The sequence below is a fragment of the Nocardia noduli genome (assembly GCF_019038455.1).
Taxonomy (GTDB): domain Bacteria; phylum Actinomycetota; class Actinomycetes; order Mycobacteriales; family Mycobacteriaceae; genus Nocardia; species Nocardia noduli.
The window spans coordinates 25865-43483 of sequence record NZ_JAFMPL010000035.1; the positions used below are offsets into that span (position 1 = coordinate 25865).

Sequence of the window (17619 nt, forward strand, 5' to 3'; positions counted from 1 at the left end):
TCGGCACTGTGGCGACCTGTTCGGCTGTGGCCTTCTCATCCACGTCGGGCTGGGTGTTCGTCATCGGTGTTCCTTCGTTGCTGATTCGCGGTCGGACGGCCGTATCGCTTCCGGCCGGAGGTTTTTCGAGGCATTCCTCGCGAAGTGTGCGGGGCGCGATAGTCGGTTGATCCGGGGTATTTCCCCTGGTCGCACCTGCCGTCCGAATGCTCATGGACAGTATCGTGCTTGCAGCGCCTAACGTCTCACTAAACAATCCCTTAACCCGGTTCGCGATCGCGACGGGTTCGCCCCCGATCTATGCGAGAAGACCGATCACAGGGTATCGTCGGCGCCCGCAGCAGTTCCAGACCGTGGTTCGGCCAAGGGTCGGCCGCATGGACCCGGTCAATCGGGACAGCTTCCCCGTCAGGTGAAGTGCTGCATACTACGACTCAGCCGACAGCAGAAGCTGCCGGCTTCAACCCTGGTCGATGGACCATATGCACTCTCTGGGGGCAGAACATGAGTGACTTGTCAACGCGCACTTCAACAACTCTCAAACCTCGAATCGGCAGGCTCTCGCCGGTGCGATTCGGCACCGTCGCGATCGCGGCCTCGCTGTTCGCGGCGGTCGTGACCGGTTGTGGCTCGGACGATTCGAGCACCACCTCCACCGCGGCGACGGCGACCGGCCCGCTGCCGGAAGCCGCCCAGATCGTGCAGGAATCCGCCAAGACCACCCAGACCCTGCAGGCGGTCCACCTGAACCTGGCCGTCACCAACATCCCGAACCTGCCGGTCGAGACGGTCTCCGCCGACGTGACCAACCAGCCGCAGGGCGCCGGTGCCGCCCAGGGCGAGGCGAAGGTCCGCACCAAGCCGGACGCGCCGTTCATCAAGGCGAAGTTCGTCGTCGTCGACAAGTCCATGTGGGCGCAGCTCGAGGACGGCAAGTACGCCGATCTCGGTCCGTCGGAGAAGATCTACGATCCGGGCGTCATCCTCGACAAGGACAAGGGCCTGGCCAATGTCATCGCGAAGGTGCAGAACCCGAAGGTCGAAGGTCGCGAGACCATCGAGGGCACCGCGGTCGTCAAGGTGAGCGGAACCATCGACGCCTCGGTCATCGACCCGATCGTGCCGAAGTCCGGTGACGGTGGCGGCTCGCTCCCGATCACGCTCTACATCGCCGATGTCGCGCCGCCGAGCGGTTCGGAGTCGGTGCAGCCGTCGGCCGCTCCCTCGACCGGCGCAGGCCCGAACCTGGTCCGCGCGGTCATCAAGAAGGGCGACGGATCGATCAACGTGACGCTGTCCGACTGGGCCAAGCCGGTCACCGTCACCAAGCCCCAGGGGTAATTGCGTAGCAGTAACTCTCGGCTGAGAAACCGGTCGGGTGCGCGGAAGTCCGGCGGTCGCCGTCTACCGTGCACCCGGCCGGTTTTCGCGTGTCTGTGGATAACTCGCGGTTCGCCGGAGTCGAGTTGTGGTGTAACCCTCCGTCGATGCTGTGGACAGCTGTGGACAGCTGTGGATGGCTCTGGGCGATGGTCGCGCGCGCGGTGCGCTAGCCGCGTGTGCCGCGCTGCGGAAGTTCGAGCACCAGGCGGGCTCCACCCAACGGGCTGTCGGCGAAATACGCGCGCCCGCCGTGCAACTGGGCCTGCTGGGCGACCAGGGCGAGGCCGAGTCCCGATCCGCCCTTACTGGCCTGGCTGCCGCGAAAGAACCGCTCGAAGACCGCCTCGCGTTCCTCGGCGGGCACCCCGCGGCCGTTGTCGTCGACGGTGATCACGATGCGGTCCGGCGCGGTGCGGTGCGCCGAGACCAGCGCTCGGGTGGCGCGGCCGTGTTTGAGGGAGTTGGCGAGCGCGTTGTCCACGGCCAGACGCAGACCGGCGGGCAGACCTCGGGTCACCAATTCGGCGTCGGTGTCGATATCGACGGTGAGACCGGGGAAGTGGCGCATGGCGTCGTGCGCGGCCTGGTCGCAGATATCGCCGACATCGGTGTCGACATGATCGCGGGCGTTGGTCAGATCGCCGGTCGCCAGCCGTTCCAGCGCGGCCAGGGTTGTCTCGACGCGTCCCTGACTGCGTTGCAGGTCGGCCAGGATCTCGGTGCGCTGGGCCTCGTCCAGGTCCAGGGTGGTCAGCACTTCGAGATCGGTGCGCATCGCGGTGAGTGGGGTCCGCAATTCGTGCGCGGAGACGGCGGCGAAATCGCGCGCGGTCTCCAGTGCGGCGGCCGTTCGGGACTGCGCTTGGTCGACGCGCGCCAACATGGTGTTGACTGCGTCGGCGAGTTTCTCGGCCTCGCGTACACCCGAACCGTCCACGGGCGGACGGGGATCGTCGGCTTCGGGGTAGGCGCTGTGGGCGCTGACCTGACGGGTGAGATCCACGATCGGGCGCACCGCGCGACCCGCCAGCAACCATCCGAGCCCCGCCGTGGCGGCGATGGCGAGCAGCGCTCCGGCGAGCACCCAGCGCTGTTGCTCCTCGGTCGCTCGCGCGGCCTCCTCGGCCGGAATCCCGAGCGAGACCGTGCGGCCCTGCGGCTGGTTCTCGGTCGTGGTCAGAATGCGATAGGGGGTGCCGTTCACCTCGGCGGTATGCGAACCGGTCGGCAGGTCGGGCAACTCGGTCGTACTGCTCGCGAGCACGGAACCGTTCTCCCGCACCGTCACCGCGATCTGATTGTTCAGTCCGGTGAGGCCGACCAGGCCGACCGCGATGACCGGTTCGATCAGGACCAGACGCGAGGCGAGGGCGAGTTGCTGATCGCTCTGCTGGAGGTTGTTGCGCTCGATCGCGCGAATACTGATCAGGCTGAGCAGGGTCACGATGATCACCGCGCCCATCGCCGCCGCTCCCGCGACCCTGGTGCGCAGGGAGAAGGTCCGTCGCCGCCGTCGTCGTCGCTCCGGTGGCTTCGGAGCCGAGGTCATTTAGGCGCCCGGAGGACGAACCCCACCCCGCGAATGGTGTGCAGCAGCCGGGGGGTTTCATCGATCTCGAGTTTGCGGCGCAGGTACCCGACGAAGACGTCGACCACATTGGTGTCGGCCGCGAAGTCGTAGCCCCACACCAGTTCGAGCAGCCGCTCCCGGCTGAGCACCACGCCGGTGTTGCGCGCCAACGTCGACAACAGTTCGAATTCCCGCTTGGTGAGCTCGATTTCCTCGCCGCGCAGGATCGCGCGGTAGCCGTCGACATCGATCTCGAGCGGACCGACGGTGATCGCGCCCGGCGTCGGGGTCGGGGGAGTGTCGGAGCGGCGGCGCAGCAACGCCTTGATACGCGCCACCAGTTCGGCGAGCACGAAGGGTTTCACCAGGTAATCGTCGGCGCCGGACTCCAAACCGGAGATACGGTCGTCGACCGAGGCACGCGCGCTGAGCACGCAGATCGGCACCTCGTTGCCGAGGGCGCGCAGCGCGGTCACCACGCCCGCGCCGTCGAGTACCGGCATATTCATATCGAGCACGATCGCGTCCGGCGCGTGCTCGTTCACGCTGCGCAGCGCCGCGGCTCCGTCACGGGCGACGAGCACCGTGAATCCGGAAAGCCTGAGTCCACGCTCGACCGAGCCGAGCACGTCCTCGTCGTCATCGACGACGAGGACGGTCGGGGTCGTAGTCACCTCGGGCATTGTCGCCTCTCCGCGTTCGCCGGTCGTTGGTGTCATCAAGAGTCTCGCACCGGGCCGGTGGTTCGGCGGAAGGCTGGAGTCTGGCGTGCCCGAAACCGGGTCAGTAGTTGTGGCAGACCGCCGCCACGGTGGCGATCGTCTCGGCCAGTTCGGCCGCGCGCGGATCGTTCTGCGCCTGCTGGGCCGCTTCCGGGTTCTCATCGATGCGGCGTTGCAACTCGGCGCGACGCTGTTCGACGGGCTGGTCGAACGAGCGCTGCAATTCGGCCTTCTGGCTGGGGTTGGCGTCGAGCAACGCGGCCAGCTGCGGCGACTCGACGTGCAGTGCGGCGTCGACCTGGGCGAAGGTGCAGTCGCTGTTGAGCAGTGGCGCGACCAGATCGTTCGGCGCCGCCGCGGCGATGCCGGGACTCAGGAGTACCGCCGCGCTCGCGACACCACCCGCGGCGAGAGCGGCGAGGGTGGTACGGCTGCGAAAACGCTTCATTGTGCCTCCAGATAACGGTTCGTGTTAACGAATTACCCCGTCGACGCTATGGGGTCGCGCTGGCACCCGGTTGAACTGTTTCTGAGAGATCTATGAGAGAGACCGCCGGCGATCGATCCGAGTCAAGCGGGGGGGACCGGATCGGTGTCGGTGGTGTCGGCGGACGAGGGAATCGGCGCGATCGGCGTGCGTCCGGACAGGATCTGATCGGCGAGCGCGACCAGCACCGCGGGGTCCTCGATGGTGGAGGGAATGTCGTAGTCGTCGCCCGCGGTGATCTGCCTGATGGTCTTGCGCAGGATCTTTCCGGAGCGGGTCTTGGGCAGCGCCGAGACGATGATCGCGTCGTGCAGGGTGGCGATCGGGCCGATCTGTTCGCGCACCCGGACGGTCAGTTCCTCGCGCAGCCGCGCGGGCGCGATCTCGACGCCCTCCTTGAGGACCACGTAGGCGACCGGGCGCTGACCCTTGAGTTCGTCGGCGAGACCGATGACCGCGCATTCGGCGACGGCGGGATGCCCGGAGATGGCGGCCTCGATACTGCCCGCGGACAGTCGATGCCCCGCCATGTTGATCACGTCGTCGCTGCGGCCGAGGACGTAGAGATAGCCGTCGTCGTCGAAGTAACCGGAGTCGCCGGTGAGGTAGTGGCCGGGAAAGGCCGACATGTAGGAGCGGACGAAACGCGGTTCGTCCTGCCATAGGCCGGTGAGCGCCCCGGGGGGCAGGGGTAGCCCGATGACGATATTGCCCTCGGTGTTGGCGGGGACGGGGTTGCCCTCGGCGTCGAGCACCCGCAGCCGGAAGCCGGGAACCGGCACCGACGACGACCCCGATTTGATCGGCAGCTGCTGCAACCCGAGCGGGTTCGCGCAGATCGGCCAGCCCGTCTCGGTCTGCCACCAGTGATCGACCACCGGGCAGTCAGGCCGGTCGGCCAGCAGCGTCGTGGTCGCCCATTCGTAGGTCGCCGGATCGAGCCGCTCACCGGCGCAGAACAGCGCACGCAGCGAGGACAGGTCGTGCTGGGAGGCCAGCGTGGCCTCGGCGTCGGCCTTGCGGATGGCGCGCAGCGCGGTCGGCGCGGTGAACAGCACCCGCACCTTGTGTTCGGCGACCACGCGCCAGAACGCGCCCGCGTCCGGGGTGCCGACCGGTTTGCCCTCGTAGAGCAGGGTGGTCGCCCCGACGAGCAGCGGCGCGTAGACGATGTAGGAGTGGCCGACGACCCAGCCGACGTCGGATGCGGCCCACATCACCTGTCCCGGGCCGACGTCGTAGATATTGGTCATGGACCAGGCCAGAGCGGCGGCGTGACCGCCGTTGTCGCGGACGACGCCCTTGGGCTTACCCGTCGTCCCCGAGGTGTAGAGGATGTAGAGCGGATCGGTCGCGGCGACCGATACCGGATCGGCGGGTTCGGCGTCGAGTACCGCGTCGTCCCAATCGAGCCATCGCGCGGCGATGGTCTCGCTCGAACTCGGCAGCGATTCCGTCGCCTCCTGCGGTGCGGGGAAATTGATCGTCTGGAACTGCTTGCGCTGTTTGACGATCACCGCGCGTGGCGCGTTCGTCTCCGCTATTTCCAGTGCGCGCAACACGATCGGCGGATATTCGATTTTGCGATGGGGTTCGAGGCCACCGGAGGCGGTGATGATCAAAACCGGTTCGGCGTCATCGATTCGGGCCGCGAGTTCGGGTGCGGCGAAGCCGCCGAACACCACCGAATGCACCGCGCCGATTCGTGCGCACGCCAGCATCGCGATGACGGCTTCGGGAATCATCGGCAAATAGATGACGACCCGGTCGCCGGACGTGACGCCGAGGCGCGTCATGGCCCCCGCGAATATCGAAACCTCGCGCAGGAGTTCGGCATAGGTGTATACGCCCCTGGCACCGGTCATCGCGGAGTCGTAGATCAGCGCGGGCTGTTCGGCGCGGCTGCCCACTCCGTCGGCGTCGCCGAGTACGTGGCGATCGAGCGCGTTGAACGAAGTATTGAGACGGGCGTCGGGAAACCACCTGGCGACGGGACGTGCGGTCGTATCGAGAATCTGCGTGGGCGCGACGTCCCAATCAATGGCCTCAGCAGCACTTGTCCAGAACTCGGCAGGGTCGACCAGGCTGGTCTGATAGACCGGCCGGTACTCGTGCTTCACGCTCAAACTCGTGACTCCCTAGCCTCGCCTCGATGCCCGCCTCGATAGATCTGCATGATTGTGGCAGACTTCACGCGACGCCCGGGCGGGTGGCACGACCTTTGGGTTTGTCTGGAAAAGGCAGGTCAAGGCCCGTAGCCTTACCGGATGTCACCCAAGCTGTTACTGATCCGTTAGAATCTGATGTCACTTATTTGGGCCGTCGTAGACGCAATTTCTCGGCCAGCCGCAGTTCTCGGCCAGCTCCAACCGTCGAGCCAGCATGCGATTGTGGAGGCTCGCTGATGGCGCGGGTTGGGGCCAGTTTGGAAAGTGAGTGGGAGATGCGTGACGCCGCAAGGCCCGGCAGTAAGCGCTGGGCGCTCGGCAATTGGGACCTGCGCTGGAAGGTTACGGCGGTTCTCGCCGTGCCGCTTGCCGTCGCGGTCGGCCTCGGCGTGTCGAGGATTACCGCCGAGTTCTCGAACGCGCAGCGGCTGGAAGCCGTCGCCGAGAACATCGAGGCGATTCCGGCCGTCACCGGGCTGAGTGCTGCCTCGGCGACGGTCGCCGGTTCGCAATTGGTCTCACTCAACGGCCAGACCGTGGTGACCGACAAGGACCTGAGCGACCTCGACGAGGCCATCACCAGGGCCCAGTCGGCCACGACCAAGCTGAAGACCCGGCCCGAGTCGCGCGCGATGCTCGAGAACATGATCACCGAGGCGGGCGCGCTGCGGACCAAGGGCAAGGCCCCCGCCGCCACGTCGGCGGAATCGATCGACGCGATCGACCGGATCCGTAACCTCAGCGTGCGGATCGTGGAGACCACCGTCTCCCAGGTCAGCGATACCGCCACCGACGCGGCCCGACTGCGGCTCGTGGACGCGCTCAACACCCGCGCCACCGTCGTCGGTGAGCTGGCCGCGTTCGCCGAGATCCTCAAGCGTCAGCCGGACTCGCTCCAGAACTTCCTGGTCGCCTCGGCGACCGAACGTCAGATGCTGAACGTGCTCGCGCACCGGTTCCCCGACGGTGACACCGCCATCGCGGACCTGCGCGCGGGCGTGCAGACCCGAGTCGACCTCATCACGAGTCCGGAAGCGCAGGCGGGCCGGATCCCGCTCGGCGAGTCGAAGGCCTCGATGACCAGCAGCGTCGATGTCTACGAGCGTGTCGTCGCGAAGGCGACCAAGGACATCGAGACCTCGATGAACGCGCTGTCCAGCAAGGCCAACACCGACGCGTGGACCTACACCGCGGTCGTCATCGCCACCATTCTCGCGGCGCTGCTGCTCGCGGTGTTCGTCGCGCGGTCGATGATCGTGCCGCTGCACCGACTGCGCCTCGCGGCGTTGCGCGTGGCCGAGAGCGATCTGCCGCACGAGGTCGCCCAGCTGCGCGCGGGCGCCGCGCCGGAGGATGTGCCGCTGGAGCCGATGCCGGTACGGAGCACCGAGGAGATCGGCCAGCTGGCGCGTGCCGTCGACGATATCCACGGCCAGGCCCTGCGCCTTGCCAGTGATCAGGCGCAGATGCGTTCCCAGGTCAACGACATGTTCGAAACCCTGGCACGGCGCTCGAAATCCCTCGTCGACCATCAGCTCAGCCTCATCGAGGCGATGGAGTACGACGAGAAGGACCCGCGCCTGCTGGAGAACCTGTTCCGGCTCGACCACCTCGCCGCCCGTATGCGCCGCAACGGCGACAACCTGCTGATCCTCGCCGGTACCAAACAGCGCCGCGCGAAATCGGCGCCGGTCGAGATCGCCGACGTCCTGCGCGCCGCGATCTCCGAGGTCGAGGACTACGAGCGGGTCAAGCTGGGGGCGACGCCGCGCGGTTCGCTCAAGGAACCCGCCGCCTCCGACATGGCGCACCTGTTCGCCGAATTGCTCGACAACGCGCTGCGGGCCTCCCCGCCCGAGACCGACGTGAAGTTCACCTTCGCGCAGGCCCACGACCAGGGCATGCTGATCGAGGTGGCCGACCGGGGTATCGGTATGCCGCCCGCCGAGATGTCCGATATCAACCGCAGGCTCGAGCAGACCGCCGAGCCCGGCCCCGACACCGCCCGCCACATGGGTCTGTTCGTGGTCGGCAGGCTCGCCGAGCGGCACGGTCTGACCGTGCGGCTGCGCCCGACCTTCGACACCGCGCGTGACCCGGGCGTCACGGTCACGGTGCACGTACCCGTCGGGTTGATCGTCGCCGGTCAGCCGATCAGCGCGCAGCCGGTCACACCGAGTCCGGTCCAGCAGTCGCCCAAGCAGGCGGGCCCGCAGCGGCCGTCGACCGGATCGTCCATGCAGACGCGCGCGGTCACCCGCACGCCGGGCGGCAACATGATGGTCACCGTCGACCCGGGCGTCAGCGGTCCGATTCCGATCACCAAGCGCCCCGGTGCCCCGACCCCGTCGGCGGCCGGTGGCCTGCCGCAGCGTCAGCCGGGATCGGCGATGTCACAGGGCGCGGATCAGGCCCAGTCCGGTCCGACCCTGCGTCCGACACCGGGCCAGACGCCGCCGCCGGGACCTCAGCGCGGCAAACTCGCCGCCGCGAACATGCCCAAGCGCAACCTCGGCCCCGGTGGGCCGGGCGGACCCGCGGGTCCGGGACGACCCGGTGGCCCGGGTGGCCCGGGCGGGCCCAGCGTGATGGGACCCGGAGGACCGGCGGGCGGTGCGAAACCGCCGTCGCGTGAACCCGCCTCGGGTGAGCTACCCCAGCGCCAGCTCGGCGCCAACGGTGTGCCCGCGGCCGGTGGTCCGCCGTCGGCGGGCGGTGGCCTGCCGCAGCGTCAACCCGGCGCCAACGGAGCCCCGACGCGCGATCCCGCCGCCGGTGGTCTTCCGCAGCGTCCGATGAACGGCATGCCGCCGCGCGAGCCGACCGTCGGTGGCCTTCCCACCAGGGAGCCCGGCGCGAGTGGTCTGCCGACCCGGGAACCGGGAGCTCAGATCCCCCAGGGTCTGCCGCAGCGTCAACCCGCGGCGAACCAGCCGAGGGAGGGCGCCCCCACCGGTGGCCTGCCGACCCGTGAACCGCTCGGCGGTGGTCTGCCGCAGCGCGAGCCGGGCGCGAGTGGGCTTCCCACTCGCTCGCCGGGTGCGAACGGGGCTCCGTCCCGCGACGCGGGGACCGGTGGTCTGCCGCAGCGTCAGCCGGGCGGTCTGCCCCAGCGCGAGCCCGCGTCGGGAGCACTGCCGACACGTGAGCCCGGTGCGCAGACCCCGACGGGTCTGCCGCAGCGTCAGCCCGCGGCGAGTCAGCGACTGGACAGCCTGTCCGGTGGCCTGCCGACCCGCGAGCCGCTCGGGAACGGACTGCCGCAGCGTCAGCCGGGCGCGCAGACCCCGACGGGTCTGCCGCAGCGCTCACCGGGCGCGAACGGCCCACGGCGCGAGGTCGTGCCGCCCGGAGTCGGTCTGCCGCAATCGGATCGCCTGACCGCGCCGTCGGACGCCGACGCGGGCGACACCGGCCAGGGCGTACGCGATCCCGGTAAGCACAGCTACCGTTCCAACCCGGAGAAGGCTGCCTCGTTCTTCCAGACTCGACTGCAACCGGCGGCCGAGACGGGGGCGACGATGGACAGTCCGATCTTCGCCGAGATGATGTCGTCGTGGCTCTCGGATCCGAATCCGGACCGGTCCCAGGTAGCAGCCGCCTTCGATTCACCCGGTGACGAAGGCTGGCAAGCCGCGAGGCGGGCCAGCGAAGCACAGGCCGAAACAAAAACCGCCGCTGGGTTGCCGCAACGCAATCCGGGCGGGAGGCTGGTCCCCGGCGCCGTCAACGGTGCTGTGGATCGAGCACCGCGCCGAGATCCGGAATCCATCAGGTCGAGCCTGAGCCGCCACCAAAAGGGCGTCCAGGACGGCCGCTCAATGAAGGCACCGAACCTAACCGGAGATAAAGGAGACCGATGAACCCCGATCTAGGTGGTACGAATCGTCAGCTGGATTGGCTGGTTTCGAACTTCGCCAACGAGGTTCCTGGCGTAGCTCATGCCGTCCTGGTCTCGGCTGACGGACTACTCATGGCCGCGAGCGCTCAGCTTCCCGTCGATCGCGCCGAACAGCTCTCGGCCGTGACCGCGGGACTTGCCAGCCTCTCGGTCGGCGTCTCGAATCTGTTCGAGGGCGGCACCGTCCTGCAGTCGGTCGTGGAAATGGAACACGGCTACCTGCTGTTGATGGCTGTCGGCGACGGCTCCTACCTCGCTGTTCTGACCAATACGTCCTGCGATATCGGACAGGTCGGATACGAGATGGCGTTGTTGGTCGAACGTGTGGGTCAAACGGTGCAGGCCACCCCGCGCGTCACGATGGGTTCCTGATGGTGGGATGGACATAGAAGATCACCGCATGGGAAGCTCCGAGCCCAGTCTCGTTCGCCCCTACTCGCTGACCGCGGGCCGCACCAGGCCCGCGGTCGAGTTGGCGCTCGAGGCACTCGTGGCATCGCATCCGGTCGCCCTGGAGCGGCAGTTCGAACTGACCAACATCGAGACGTCAATCGTGGAGTTGTGCAGAGAATCGCCGTCCGTCGCTGAAGTAGCGGCACGTTTGGGTATTCCGATAGGCGTGGCACGAGTACTCGTGGCAGACCTCATCGAAGCCGGGCATGTCCGCGTTTCGGCGACTTTGAAAGACGATTCCAGCGACGATGAACGTCGCGAGCTGATCGAAAGGGTTCTCAGTGGACTCCGGCGTATATGATTCGACGGCGCAGGTCGACACCCGCACCAGCAAGCCGACCTCGGCGAAGATCGTGGTCGCGGGTGGGTTCGGTGTCGGCAAGACCACGATGGTCGGTGCCGTCTCGGAGATCGTTCCGCTGCGCACCGAGGCATTGGTGACCAACGCCAGTACCGGTATCGACAATCTGACCGGCATTCCGATGAAGTCGACCACCACGGTGGCCATGGACTTCGGCCGGATCAGCCTGGCCGATGATCTGGTGCTGTATCTGTTCGGTACACCGGGCCAGTACCGGTTCTGGTTCATGTGGGACGACTTGATCCGCGGCGCCATCGGCGCGGTGGTGCTCGTCGACACCCGCAGGCTGGAGGACAGCTTCGCGGCTGTCGACTATTTCGAAGCGCGCAATCTGCCGTTCTTGGTGGCGCTCAACGAATTCGATGATTCGCCGCGGTACCCGATCGAGGATATTCGGCAGGCCCTCGCGGTCCCCGCCGATGTCCCGATCCTGTCCATCGACGCCAGGCGCAGGGAACCGGCCAAGCAGGCACTCGTCTCGCTCACCGAATATGCCCTGCGCAAGGTGATGCAGGGCTACTGATACTCGGTCCCGACGCGGCGGTAGTCCGTGGCGTCGGGTTCGAGTGCGGTCGAACATCCGCGCTCACCGGTGTGACGCGTCGCCCGATATGCTCGCGCGATGCGGATTTCGGCGCGGGAGTTGCTCGGGCAATTGCTCGACGCGGAGTCGTTCGTCAGCTGGGACCGGCCGCCGTTGGCGGTACCGGCATCCGAGCAGTACCGCGAGGATCTGCGCAAGGCCGCCGTCGCCTCCGGCACCGATGAAGCGGTGCTGACCGGTGAAGGGCTGCTTCGTGGTCGGCGCGTGGCCGTCATCGCCTGCGAATTCGGATTTCTTGCCGGTTCGATCGGGGTGGCCGCCGCGGAGCGGATCGTCGCCGCGGTGGAGCGGGCCACCGAACTGGGCCTGCCGCTGATCGCCTCGCCGACATCCGGCGGTACCAGAATGCAGGAGGGCACCGTCGCGTTCGTGCAGATGGTCAAGATCGCCGGTGCCGTCGCCGAACACAAGACCTCCGGCCTTCCGTACGTGGTGTATCTGCGCAACCCGACCATGGGCGGTGTCTTCGCGTCCTGGGGTTCGCTGGGGCACATCACTTTCGCCGAACCCGGCGCGCTCATCGGCTTCCTCGGTCCCCGCGTGTACAAGGCGCTGTACGGCGCGGATTTCCCGGAGGGTGTGCAGACCGCCGAGAATCTCTACCGCAGCGGTGTGATCGACGGCGTGGTCCCCGTCTCGGTTTTCCGTCGTATCGCGCACCGCGCGCTGAGCGTGTTCAGTGGTGTTCCGATCGCGGATAGCGTTGTGGCACCGGAAGTTTCGAATGATCGGGCGAGTAGTGCTGCCGTGAAAGGTGATTCGGACGTTCAGGCGTTGCCCCATCGATCCGGCTCCGTCGCACCCGAGGACGAAACCGACACGTGGCATTCGGTTTTGACCTCCCGTCGACCGGATCGGCCCGGCATTCGCGACCTGCTGCGCCACGTGACCCAGCGCGTCCCGCTCAGCGGCACCGGACAGGGCGAGTCGGACCGGACCGTCGTACTCGCGCTGGCCAGGTTTCGTGGCAGGCCGTGCGTCGTGTTCGGTCACGACCGCTCCAACCAGCGGGGCGAGAACACGATGGGCCCCGCCGCGTTACGTGAGGCCCGCCGCAGCATGGCGCTCGCCGAGGAACTGCGACTACCGCTGGTCCTGGTGATCGACACCGTCGGCGCGGCGCTGTCGAAAGAAGCCGAGGAACGCGGGCTCGCTCCCGAAATAGCTCGGTGCATAGCCGATCTGGTGACCGTGCGCACCCCGACCGTCGCGGTGCTGCTCGGCCAGGGCACCGGCGGCGGCGCGCTGGCGCTGCTGCCAGCGGACCGCGTGCTCGCGGCCACGCACGCCTGGCTCGCCCCGCTGCCGCCGGAAGGCGCGAGCGCCATCGTCTACCGGGATACCGGCCACGCTCCGGAATTGGCCGCCGCCCAACGGATCGGCGCCGAGCAACTGCGCGCGGACGGCATCGTGGACCGGATCGTGGCCGAATTGCCCGACGCCGCCGACGAACCGCACGATTTCGCCCACCGCATGGTCAGCGCCGTCGCCGAAGAGCTGGCGGACCTGACCGCGATCGACCCGGCGCGACTGCGGCGTTCACGCGGGGCGCGGTATCGCCGACTCGGCGTCCCCGGTTCGCGCTGAACCGGGCATCGCGGGCCGCCGACGCCCGAACCGCGCCCGAATCCTCGGCCGCGCAGGCATCCGAGCAGGCACGATCGCGCGAAACGACCCGGCCAACACACCCGCTCGCTCGTTGACGGTTCGCGCGCACACTTCTACGGTCGAAGAGGTGACCTTCCGTAGCGAGACTTCCGCCGTGCCACCGATCGTGCTGAACGACGGGAACGTGATCCCGCAACTCGGCTTCGGTGTGTTCCAAGTTCCGTCCGACGAGGCGTTCCCGGTGGTGCAGGCCGCACTGGAGGCGGGCTACCGCAGCATCGACACCGCCGCCATCTACGGGAACGAGGAGGGCACCGGCCGTGCTATCCGCGAATCCGGACTACCGCGCGACGAGGTCTACGTCACCACCAAGCTGTGGAATTCCGAGCAGGGCTACGATTCGACGCTGCGCGCCTTCGACGTCAGCATGAAGAAGCTCGGACTGGACTACCTCGATCTGTATCTCATCCATTGGCCGGTCGCCGTGGCCGATAGATTCATCGACACCTTCCGCGCTTTCCAGGCGCTGAAGAAGGACGGCCGGGTCCGCTCGATCGGTGTCTCGAATTTCACAGAGGCGCATCTGCAACGGGTCATCGCGGAAACCGGTGAGATCCCCGCGGTGAACCAGATCGAGCTGCATCCCCGGCTGGCCCAGCGCGCACTGCGTGAGTTCCACGCGAACAACGGCATCGCGACCGAAGCGTGGAGTCCGCTCGGGCAGGGCACGGTACTCGACGATCCCGCGGTCACCGCCATCGCCGAGGCGGTGGGGCGCACCCCGGCGCAGGTGATCATCCGGTGGCATCTGCAACTCGGGAACGTGGTCATCCCCAAATCGGTGACCCCGTCGCGGATCGTCGCCAATTTCGACGTCTTCGGTTTCGAGCTGACCGGCGAGCAGATGGCCGCGATCGACGGTCTCGACAGCGGCGGCCGCATCGGCCCCGATCCGGACGAGCTGACCGCGGGCCTGTGATCAGTTCGTCGCCAGATATCGGGTGAGTTCCACCGCGGCGGCGCGTCCGGCGCGATTGGCGCCGACGGTGCTCGCCGACGGGCCGTAACCGATCAGGTGGACGCGCGGGTCGACGGCGACCCGGGTGGCGAGGCTTCCAGCCATCGTGATCCCGCCGCCGGGCCCGCGCAACCGCAGCGGCGCGAGATGATCGAGCGCGCTGCGGAATCCGGTGGCCCACAGGATGACGTCGATCCGCTGGAAGCCCCCGTCGGCCCAGCGGACCCCGTCGGGTTCGATCCGGTCGAACATGGGCAGCCGCCGCAGCGCGCCGCGTTCTCGCGCCGCGCGCAGCCGATCGTCGAGCCGCAGACCGGTGACCGAGACCACCGATCCCGGCGGCAGACCGCGTCGCACCCGATCCTCCACGACGGCTACCGCGTCGCGCCCGGCCCGCGGGGTGAACTCGGTGTCGAGGAACACCGGTTCGCGCCTCGTCACCCAGGTGGCGGTCGTGACCTGCGAGATCTCGTCGAGTAATTGCACCGCGGAGATACCGCCGCCGACCACGAGGACATGCTCGCCCGCGAAGTCGGCGGCCTCGCGGTAGTCGCGGGTATGCAGTTGACGGCCAGCGAAGGTCTCGGCACCGGGGTATCGCGGGACGAACGGGTGCTCCCAGGTGCCGGTCGCGTTGATCAGTCCGCGTACCCGGATGGTGTCCTCGGTGTCGGTCTCGGCGGCGAGCACCTGGCCACGGCCGTCGCAACGTTGCCCGTCGGCGGTGCGATCGCAGACGACCCGGACCGAGACCGGACGGTGTACCCGCAGGTCGTAGTGCTGTTCGTAACGCGCGTAGTAGTGCGGTACCGCTGTCGCCGCCGCGACGTCGTCGGATCCGTCGGGCAAGGTCTCGGCGAAGGACATACCGGGCAGATCGTGCACCTTGTTGACCGTGCTCAGGGTGAGCGACGGCCAGCGGAACTGCCAGGCGCCGCCGGGACCGGGCGCGTGGTCGACGACGAGGAAATCCACTTCCGGCCGCAACCCGAGTCGCTTCAGGTGATATCCCGCCGACAGCCCGGCCTGACCAGCGCCGATCACCAGGATGTCGAAATCTGTCGGCACAGCCGCCGATGCTATCGCCTGCAACGGTCCAGCCCCCCGGCTGTGGCACAGTGAAGGTATCGAAACGACACGGTGAGTTGGGGAGGATGCATGCTCGGAGTCAGCCGTGATGGTGACGTCGTCACCATCGAACTGCGACGTGAGGAACGTCGTAACGCGCTCAACGAAGAACTGGTGTTGATGCTGCGCGAGGCCGTGCTGGCCGCCGTCCGCGAACACGCCAGGGTGATCGTGCTCACCGGAGACGGTCCGATCTTCTGTGCGGGCGCGGATCTGTCCGGGGTCTATTCCGATGATTTCCTGCACTCGTTGCAGGACATGCTGCACACGATCGAGGCCGCCCCGATTCCGGTGATCGCCGCCATCAACGGCGCGGCGCTCGGCGCGGGGGTGCAGCTGGCATTGGCCTCCGACCTGCGGGTGGTCGACCCGGACGCCTATATCGCCATCCCCGCCGCCAAGCTGGGGATCTCGGTGGACCGCTGGACGGTCCGCAGGCTGTCCGCCATCATCGGCGGCGGCCCGGCCCGCACCATCCTGCTGGGCGCGGAGACGGTCTCGGCCGCCGACGCCTACACCTTCGGGTTCGCCAACCGGCTCGGTACTCTCGCCGACGCGCAGGCGTGGGCGAAATCCATCGCGGAACTCGCGCCGTTGTCGCTGCGGCACCTCAAGCTGGTGTTCAATGACGACGGAACACGCGAACCCGATACAGCGCAGCAGCGCGAGGCGTTGCAGGCGGCGTGGACCAGCGCCGACGCCGAGGAAGGGCGGCTGGCCAGGCAGGAGAAGCGTACGGCCAAATTCGTCGGCCGATGACGGCCGGTGCTGAGAACAGGTAGGGCGCGATGACGAATATGCGCAAGATCCTCGGTGTCGCGGCGGGAGCCGTCGGCTTGGCCTGGGTGGTGCGAGCGGCATGGGGCATCCCGTCGGCGATCGGTGCGTCGATCTCGGCGATCCAGCCGTACGCCACCGGCGCGGCCACCTATCGCGACCGGCAGTTCCACAACACCGAGCCGAGCAGTCAGATCGCCGCGGGCGCGGCTCCCGGGCTGCTGTTGTCCGCGATGACCAAACGCGGTGTCGGCCGTCCGACCCGCCCGGTTCCGCTGCGTGCCCCCGAATTTCCCGCGCAGGCCTCGGATCTGGCCGTCACCTGGTACGGCCACGCGACCGCGCTGATCGAGGTGGACGGCTACCGCATTCTCACCGATCCGGTGTGGAGCGAACGGGTTTCGCCGTCGACGCTGGTCGGTCCGGCTCGGCTGCACCCGGTGCCGACGCCGCTGTCGCAGCTGCCGGAGGTGGACGCGGTGATCATCTCCCACGATCACTACGACCACTTGGACAAGGCGACGCTCAAAGCCCTCGTCGTCGGTCAGTCGACCCCGTTCCTGGTTCCGCTCGGTATCGGCGCGCACCTGCGGCACTGGGGTGTCCCCGAACACCGGATCATCGAATTGGATTGGGGCGCTTCGGTATCCCTGGCCTCGCTCGGTCGTGAGCGCGACGGCACGGACCTGGTGCTCACCTGCACCGAGGCGCGCCATTTCTCCGGTCGAGGACTGGTCCGCAACACCACCCTGTGGGCGTCGTGGTCGATCATCGGGCCTACCCGTCGCGTCTACTTCGGCGGCGACACCGGTTACACCAAGGCCTTCGCGGAGGCGGGCGCGGCGCTCGGCCCCTTCGACCTGACCCTGCTTCCGATCGGCGCCTACGACGAACACTGGCCCGATGTGCACATGAATCCGGAGGAGGCGGTGCGTTCGCACGCCGATCTCTGTACCGGTGATCCGGGCCACGGCGTCCTGGTGCCCATTCACTGGGCGACCTTCAATCTGGCCTTCCACGGATGGTCGGAACCGGTGCGTCGGATGGTGGAGGCCGCGCGGGTGGCCGGTACGACGGTCGCGGTGCCGATGCCGGGTCAGCGCATCGATGCCGCCGGTCTCCCGCCCGGTGAAAAATGGTGGGAAGATATGGGGTAGCACCCATTTTTCGACTCGAGTCCGGTTCGGCGATATGAAAGGAACGACGGCATGAGTCTGGCGGACACACTCAAAGGTTTGGTCGGTAAAGGCAAGGACGCCGCGGCCAAGAATGCCCCCAAAATCAACGAAGCGGTCGACAAAGCGGGCGACTTCATCGATCAGAAGACCAAGGGCAAGTACTCCGACAAGATCGAGAAGGGTAAAGAGGCCGCCAAGAAGGTGGTCCCGCCCGAACAGCCGGGTCAGCCGGGTCAGCCCGGCCCGAAGGTCTGACAGGTG

At 67.7% G+C, this 17619-nt stretch carries 15 protein-coding genes; 10 read left to right on the plus strand and 5 right to left on the minus strand.

Translation table 11 applies throughout. The features are described from left to right. Positions 1 to 504: 504 nt before the first annotated feature. Positions 505 to 1341, plus strand: a complete 837-nt coding sequence (locus JZ792_RS19950; protein WP_216912148.1) for an LppX_LprAFG lipoprotein — start codon at positions 505 to 507, stop codon at positions 1339 to 1341. A gap of 208 nt (positions 1342 to 1549) precedes the next feature. On the opposite strand, the gene JZ792_RS19955 is transcribed toward JZ792_RS19950, so the two are convergent. From JZ792_RS19955 to JZ792_RS19970, 4 genes are all read right to left on the minus strand, one after another. Then, positions 1550 to 2932, minus strand: coding sequence for a sensor histidine kinase (locus JZ792_RS19955; protein ID WP_216912150.1), 1383 nt, complete (start codon positions 2930 to 2932; stop codon positions 1550 to 1552). Next, on the minus strand, positions 2929 to 3636 hold the full coding sequence (locus tag JZ792_RS19960; protein WP_216912152.1) for a response regulator transcription factor: 708 nt from the start codon (positions 3634 to 3636) through the stop codon (positions 2929 to 2931). The genes JZ792_RS19955 and JZ792_RS19960 overlap by 4 nt, the downstream gene beginning before the upstream one ends. A gap of 100 nt (positions 3637 to 3736) precedes the next feature. Beyond that, positions 3737 to 4123 carry a hemophore-related protein gene (locus tag JZ792_RS19965; RefSeq protein WP_216912154.1) on the minus strand — a complete coding sequence of 129 codons (387 nt, stop codon included), beginning with the start codon at positions 4121 to 4123 and terminating at the stop codon, positions 3737 to 3739. 122 nt (positions 4124 to 4245) lie between these two features. Beyond that, a complete protein-coding gene (locus JZ792_RS19970) occupies positions 4246 to 6288 on the minus strand; it encodes an AMP-binding protein (protein ID WP_216912156.1) in 2043 nt (680 codons plus the stop codon). 317 nt (positions 6289 to 6605) lie between these two features. On the opposite strand from JZ792_RS19970, the gene JZ792_RS19975 reads away from it, so the two are divergent. The 6 genes from JZ792_RS19975 to JZ792_RS20000 all read left to right on the plus strand — a co-directional run bounded on the left by JZ792_RS19975 (position 6606) and on the right by JZ792_RS20000 (position 14236). Next, positions 6606 to 10193, plus strand: coding sequence for a sensor histidine kinase (locus tag JZ792_RS19975; RefSeq protein ID WP_216912158.1), 3588 nt, complete (start codon positions 6606 to 6608; stop codon positions 10191 to 10193). Then, positions 10190 to 10603: a roadblock/LC7 domain-containing protein gene (locus JZ792_RS19980; protein ID WP_011207200.1), complete on the plus strand. Its 414-nt coding sequence runs from the start codon at positions 10190 to 10192 to the stop codon at positions 10601 to 10603. The genes JZ792_RS19975 and JZ792_RS19980 overlap by 4 nt, the downstream gene beginning before the upstream one ends. 7 nt (positions 10604 to 10610) lie before the next feature. Continuing rightward, entirely contained in the window at positions 10611 to 10985 is a 375-nt protein-coding gene (locus tag JZ792_RS19985; RefSeq protein WP_109525302.1) for a DUF742 domain-containing protein, read from the plus strand. Continuing rightward, positions 10966 to 11568, plus strand: a complete 603-nt coding sequence (locus JZ792_RS19990; RefSeq protein ID WP_198654271.1) for a GTP-binding protein — start codon at positions 10966 to 10968, stop codon at positions 11566 to 11568. Before JZ792_RS19985 ends, JZ792_RS19990 begins: the two co-directional genes overlap by 20 nt. Positions 11569 to 11667: 99 nt before the next feature. Continuing rightward, positions 11668 to 13236 carry a carboxyl transferase domain-containing protein gene (locus JZ792_RS19995; RefSeq protein ID WP_216912160.1) on the plus strand — a complete coding sequence of 523 codons (1569 nt, stop codon included), beginning with the start codon at positions 11668 to 11670 and terminating at the stop codon, positions 13234 to 13236. A gap of 148 nt (positions 13237 to 13384) precedes the next feature. Next, positions 13385 to 14236 carry an aldo/keto reductase gene (locus JZ792_RS20000; protein ID WP_216912162.1) on the plus strand — a complete coding sequence of 284 codons (852 nt, stop codon included), beginning with the start codon at positions 13385 to 13387 and terminating at the stop codon, positions 14234 to 14236. Here JZ792_RS20000 and JZ792_RS20005 read toward each other — a convergent pair whose 3' ends face one another. Continuing rightward, entirely contained in the window at positions 14237 to 15343 is a 1107-nt protein-coding gene (locus JZ792_RS20005; RefSeq protein ID WP_216912164.1) for an NAD(P)-binding domain-containing protein, read from the minus strand. A 90-nt stretch (positions 15344 to 15433) separates the two neighbouring features. Here JZ792_RS20005 and JZ792_RS20010 point away from each other — a divergent pair, with 90 nt between their 5' ends. The 3 genes from JZ792_RS20010 to JZ792_RS20020 are packed head-to-tail and all read left to right on the plus strand — an operon-like array spanning position 15434 to position 17613. Then, the gene (locus tag JZ792_RS20010) at positions 15434 to 16162 is read left to right on the plus strand and encodes an enoyl-CoA hydratase (RefSeq protein WP_216912166.1); all 729 of its coding nucleotides are present in this window, start codon (positions 15434 to 15436) and stop codon (positions 16160 to 16162) included. Between the two features lie 38 nt (positions 16163 to 16200). Beyond that, entirely contained in the window at positions 16201 to 17337 is a 1137-nt protein-coding gene (locus JZ792_RS20015) for an MBL fold metallo-hydrolase (RefSeq protein ID WP_216912225.1), read from the plus strand. 51 nt (positions 17338 to 17388) lie between these two features. Then, positions 17389 to 17613 carry an antitoxin gene (locus JZ792_RS20020; RefSeq protein ID WP_216912168.1) on the plus strand — a complete coding sequence of 75 codons (225 nt, stop codon included), beginning with the start codon at positions 17389 to 17391 and terminating at the stop codon, positions 17611 to 17613. Positions 17614 to 17619 lie beyond the last annotated feature (6 nt).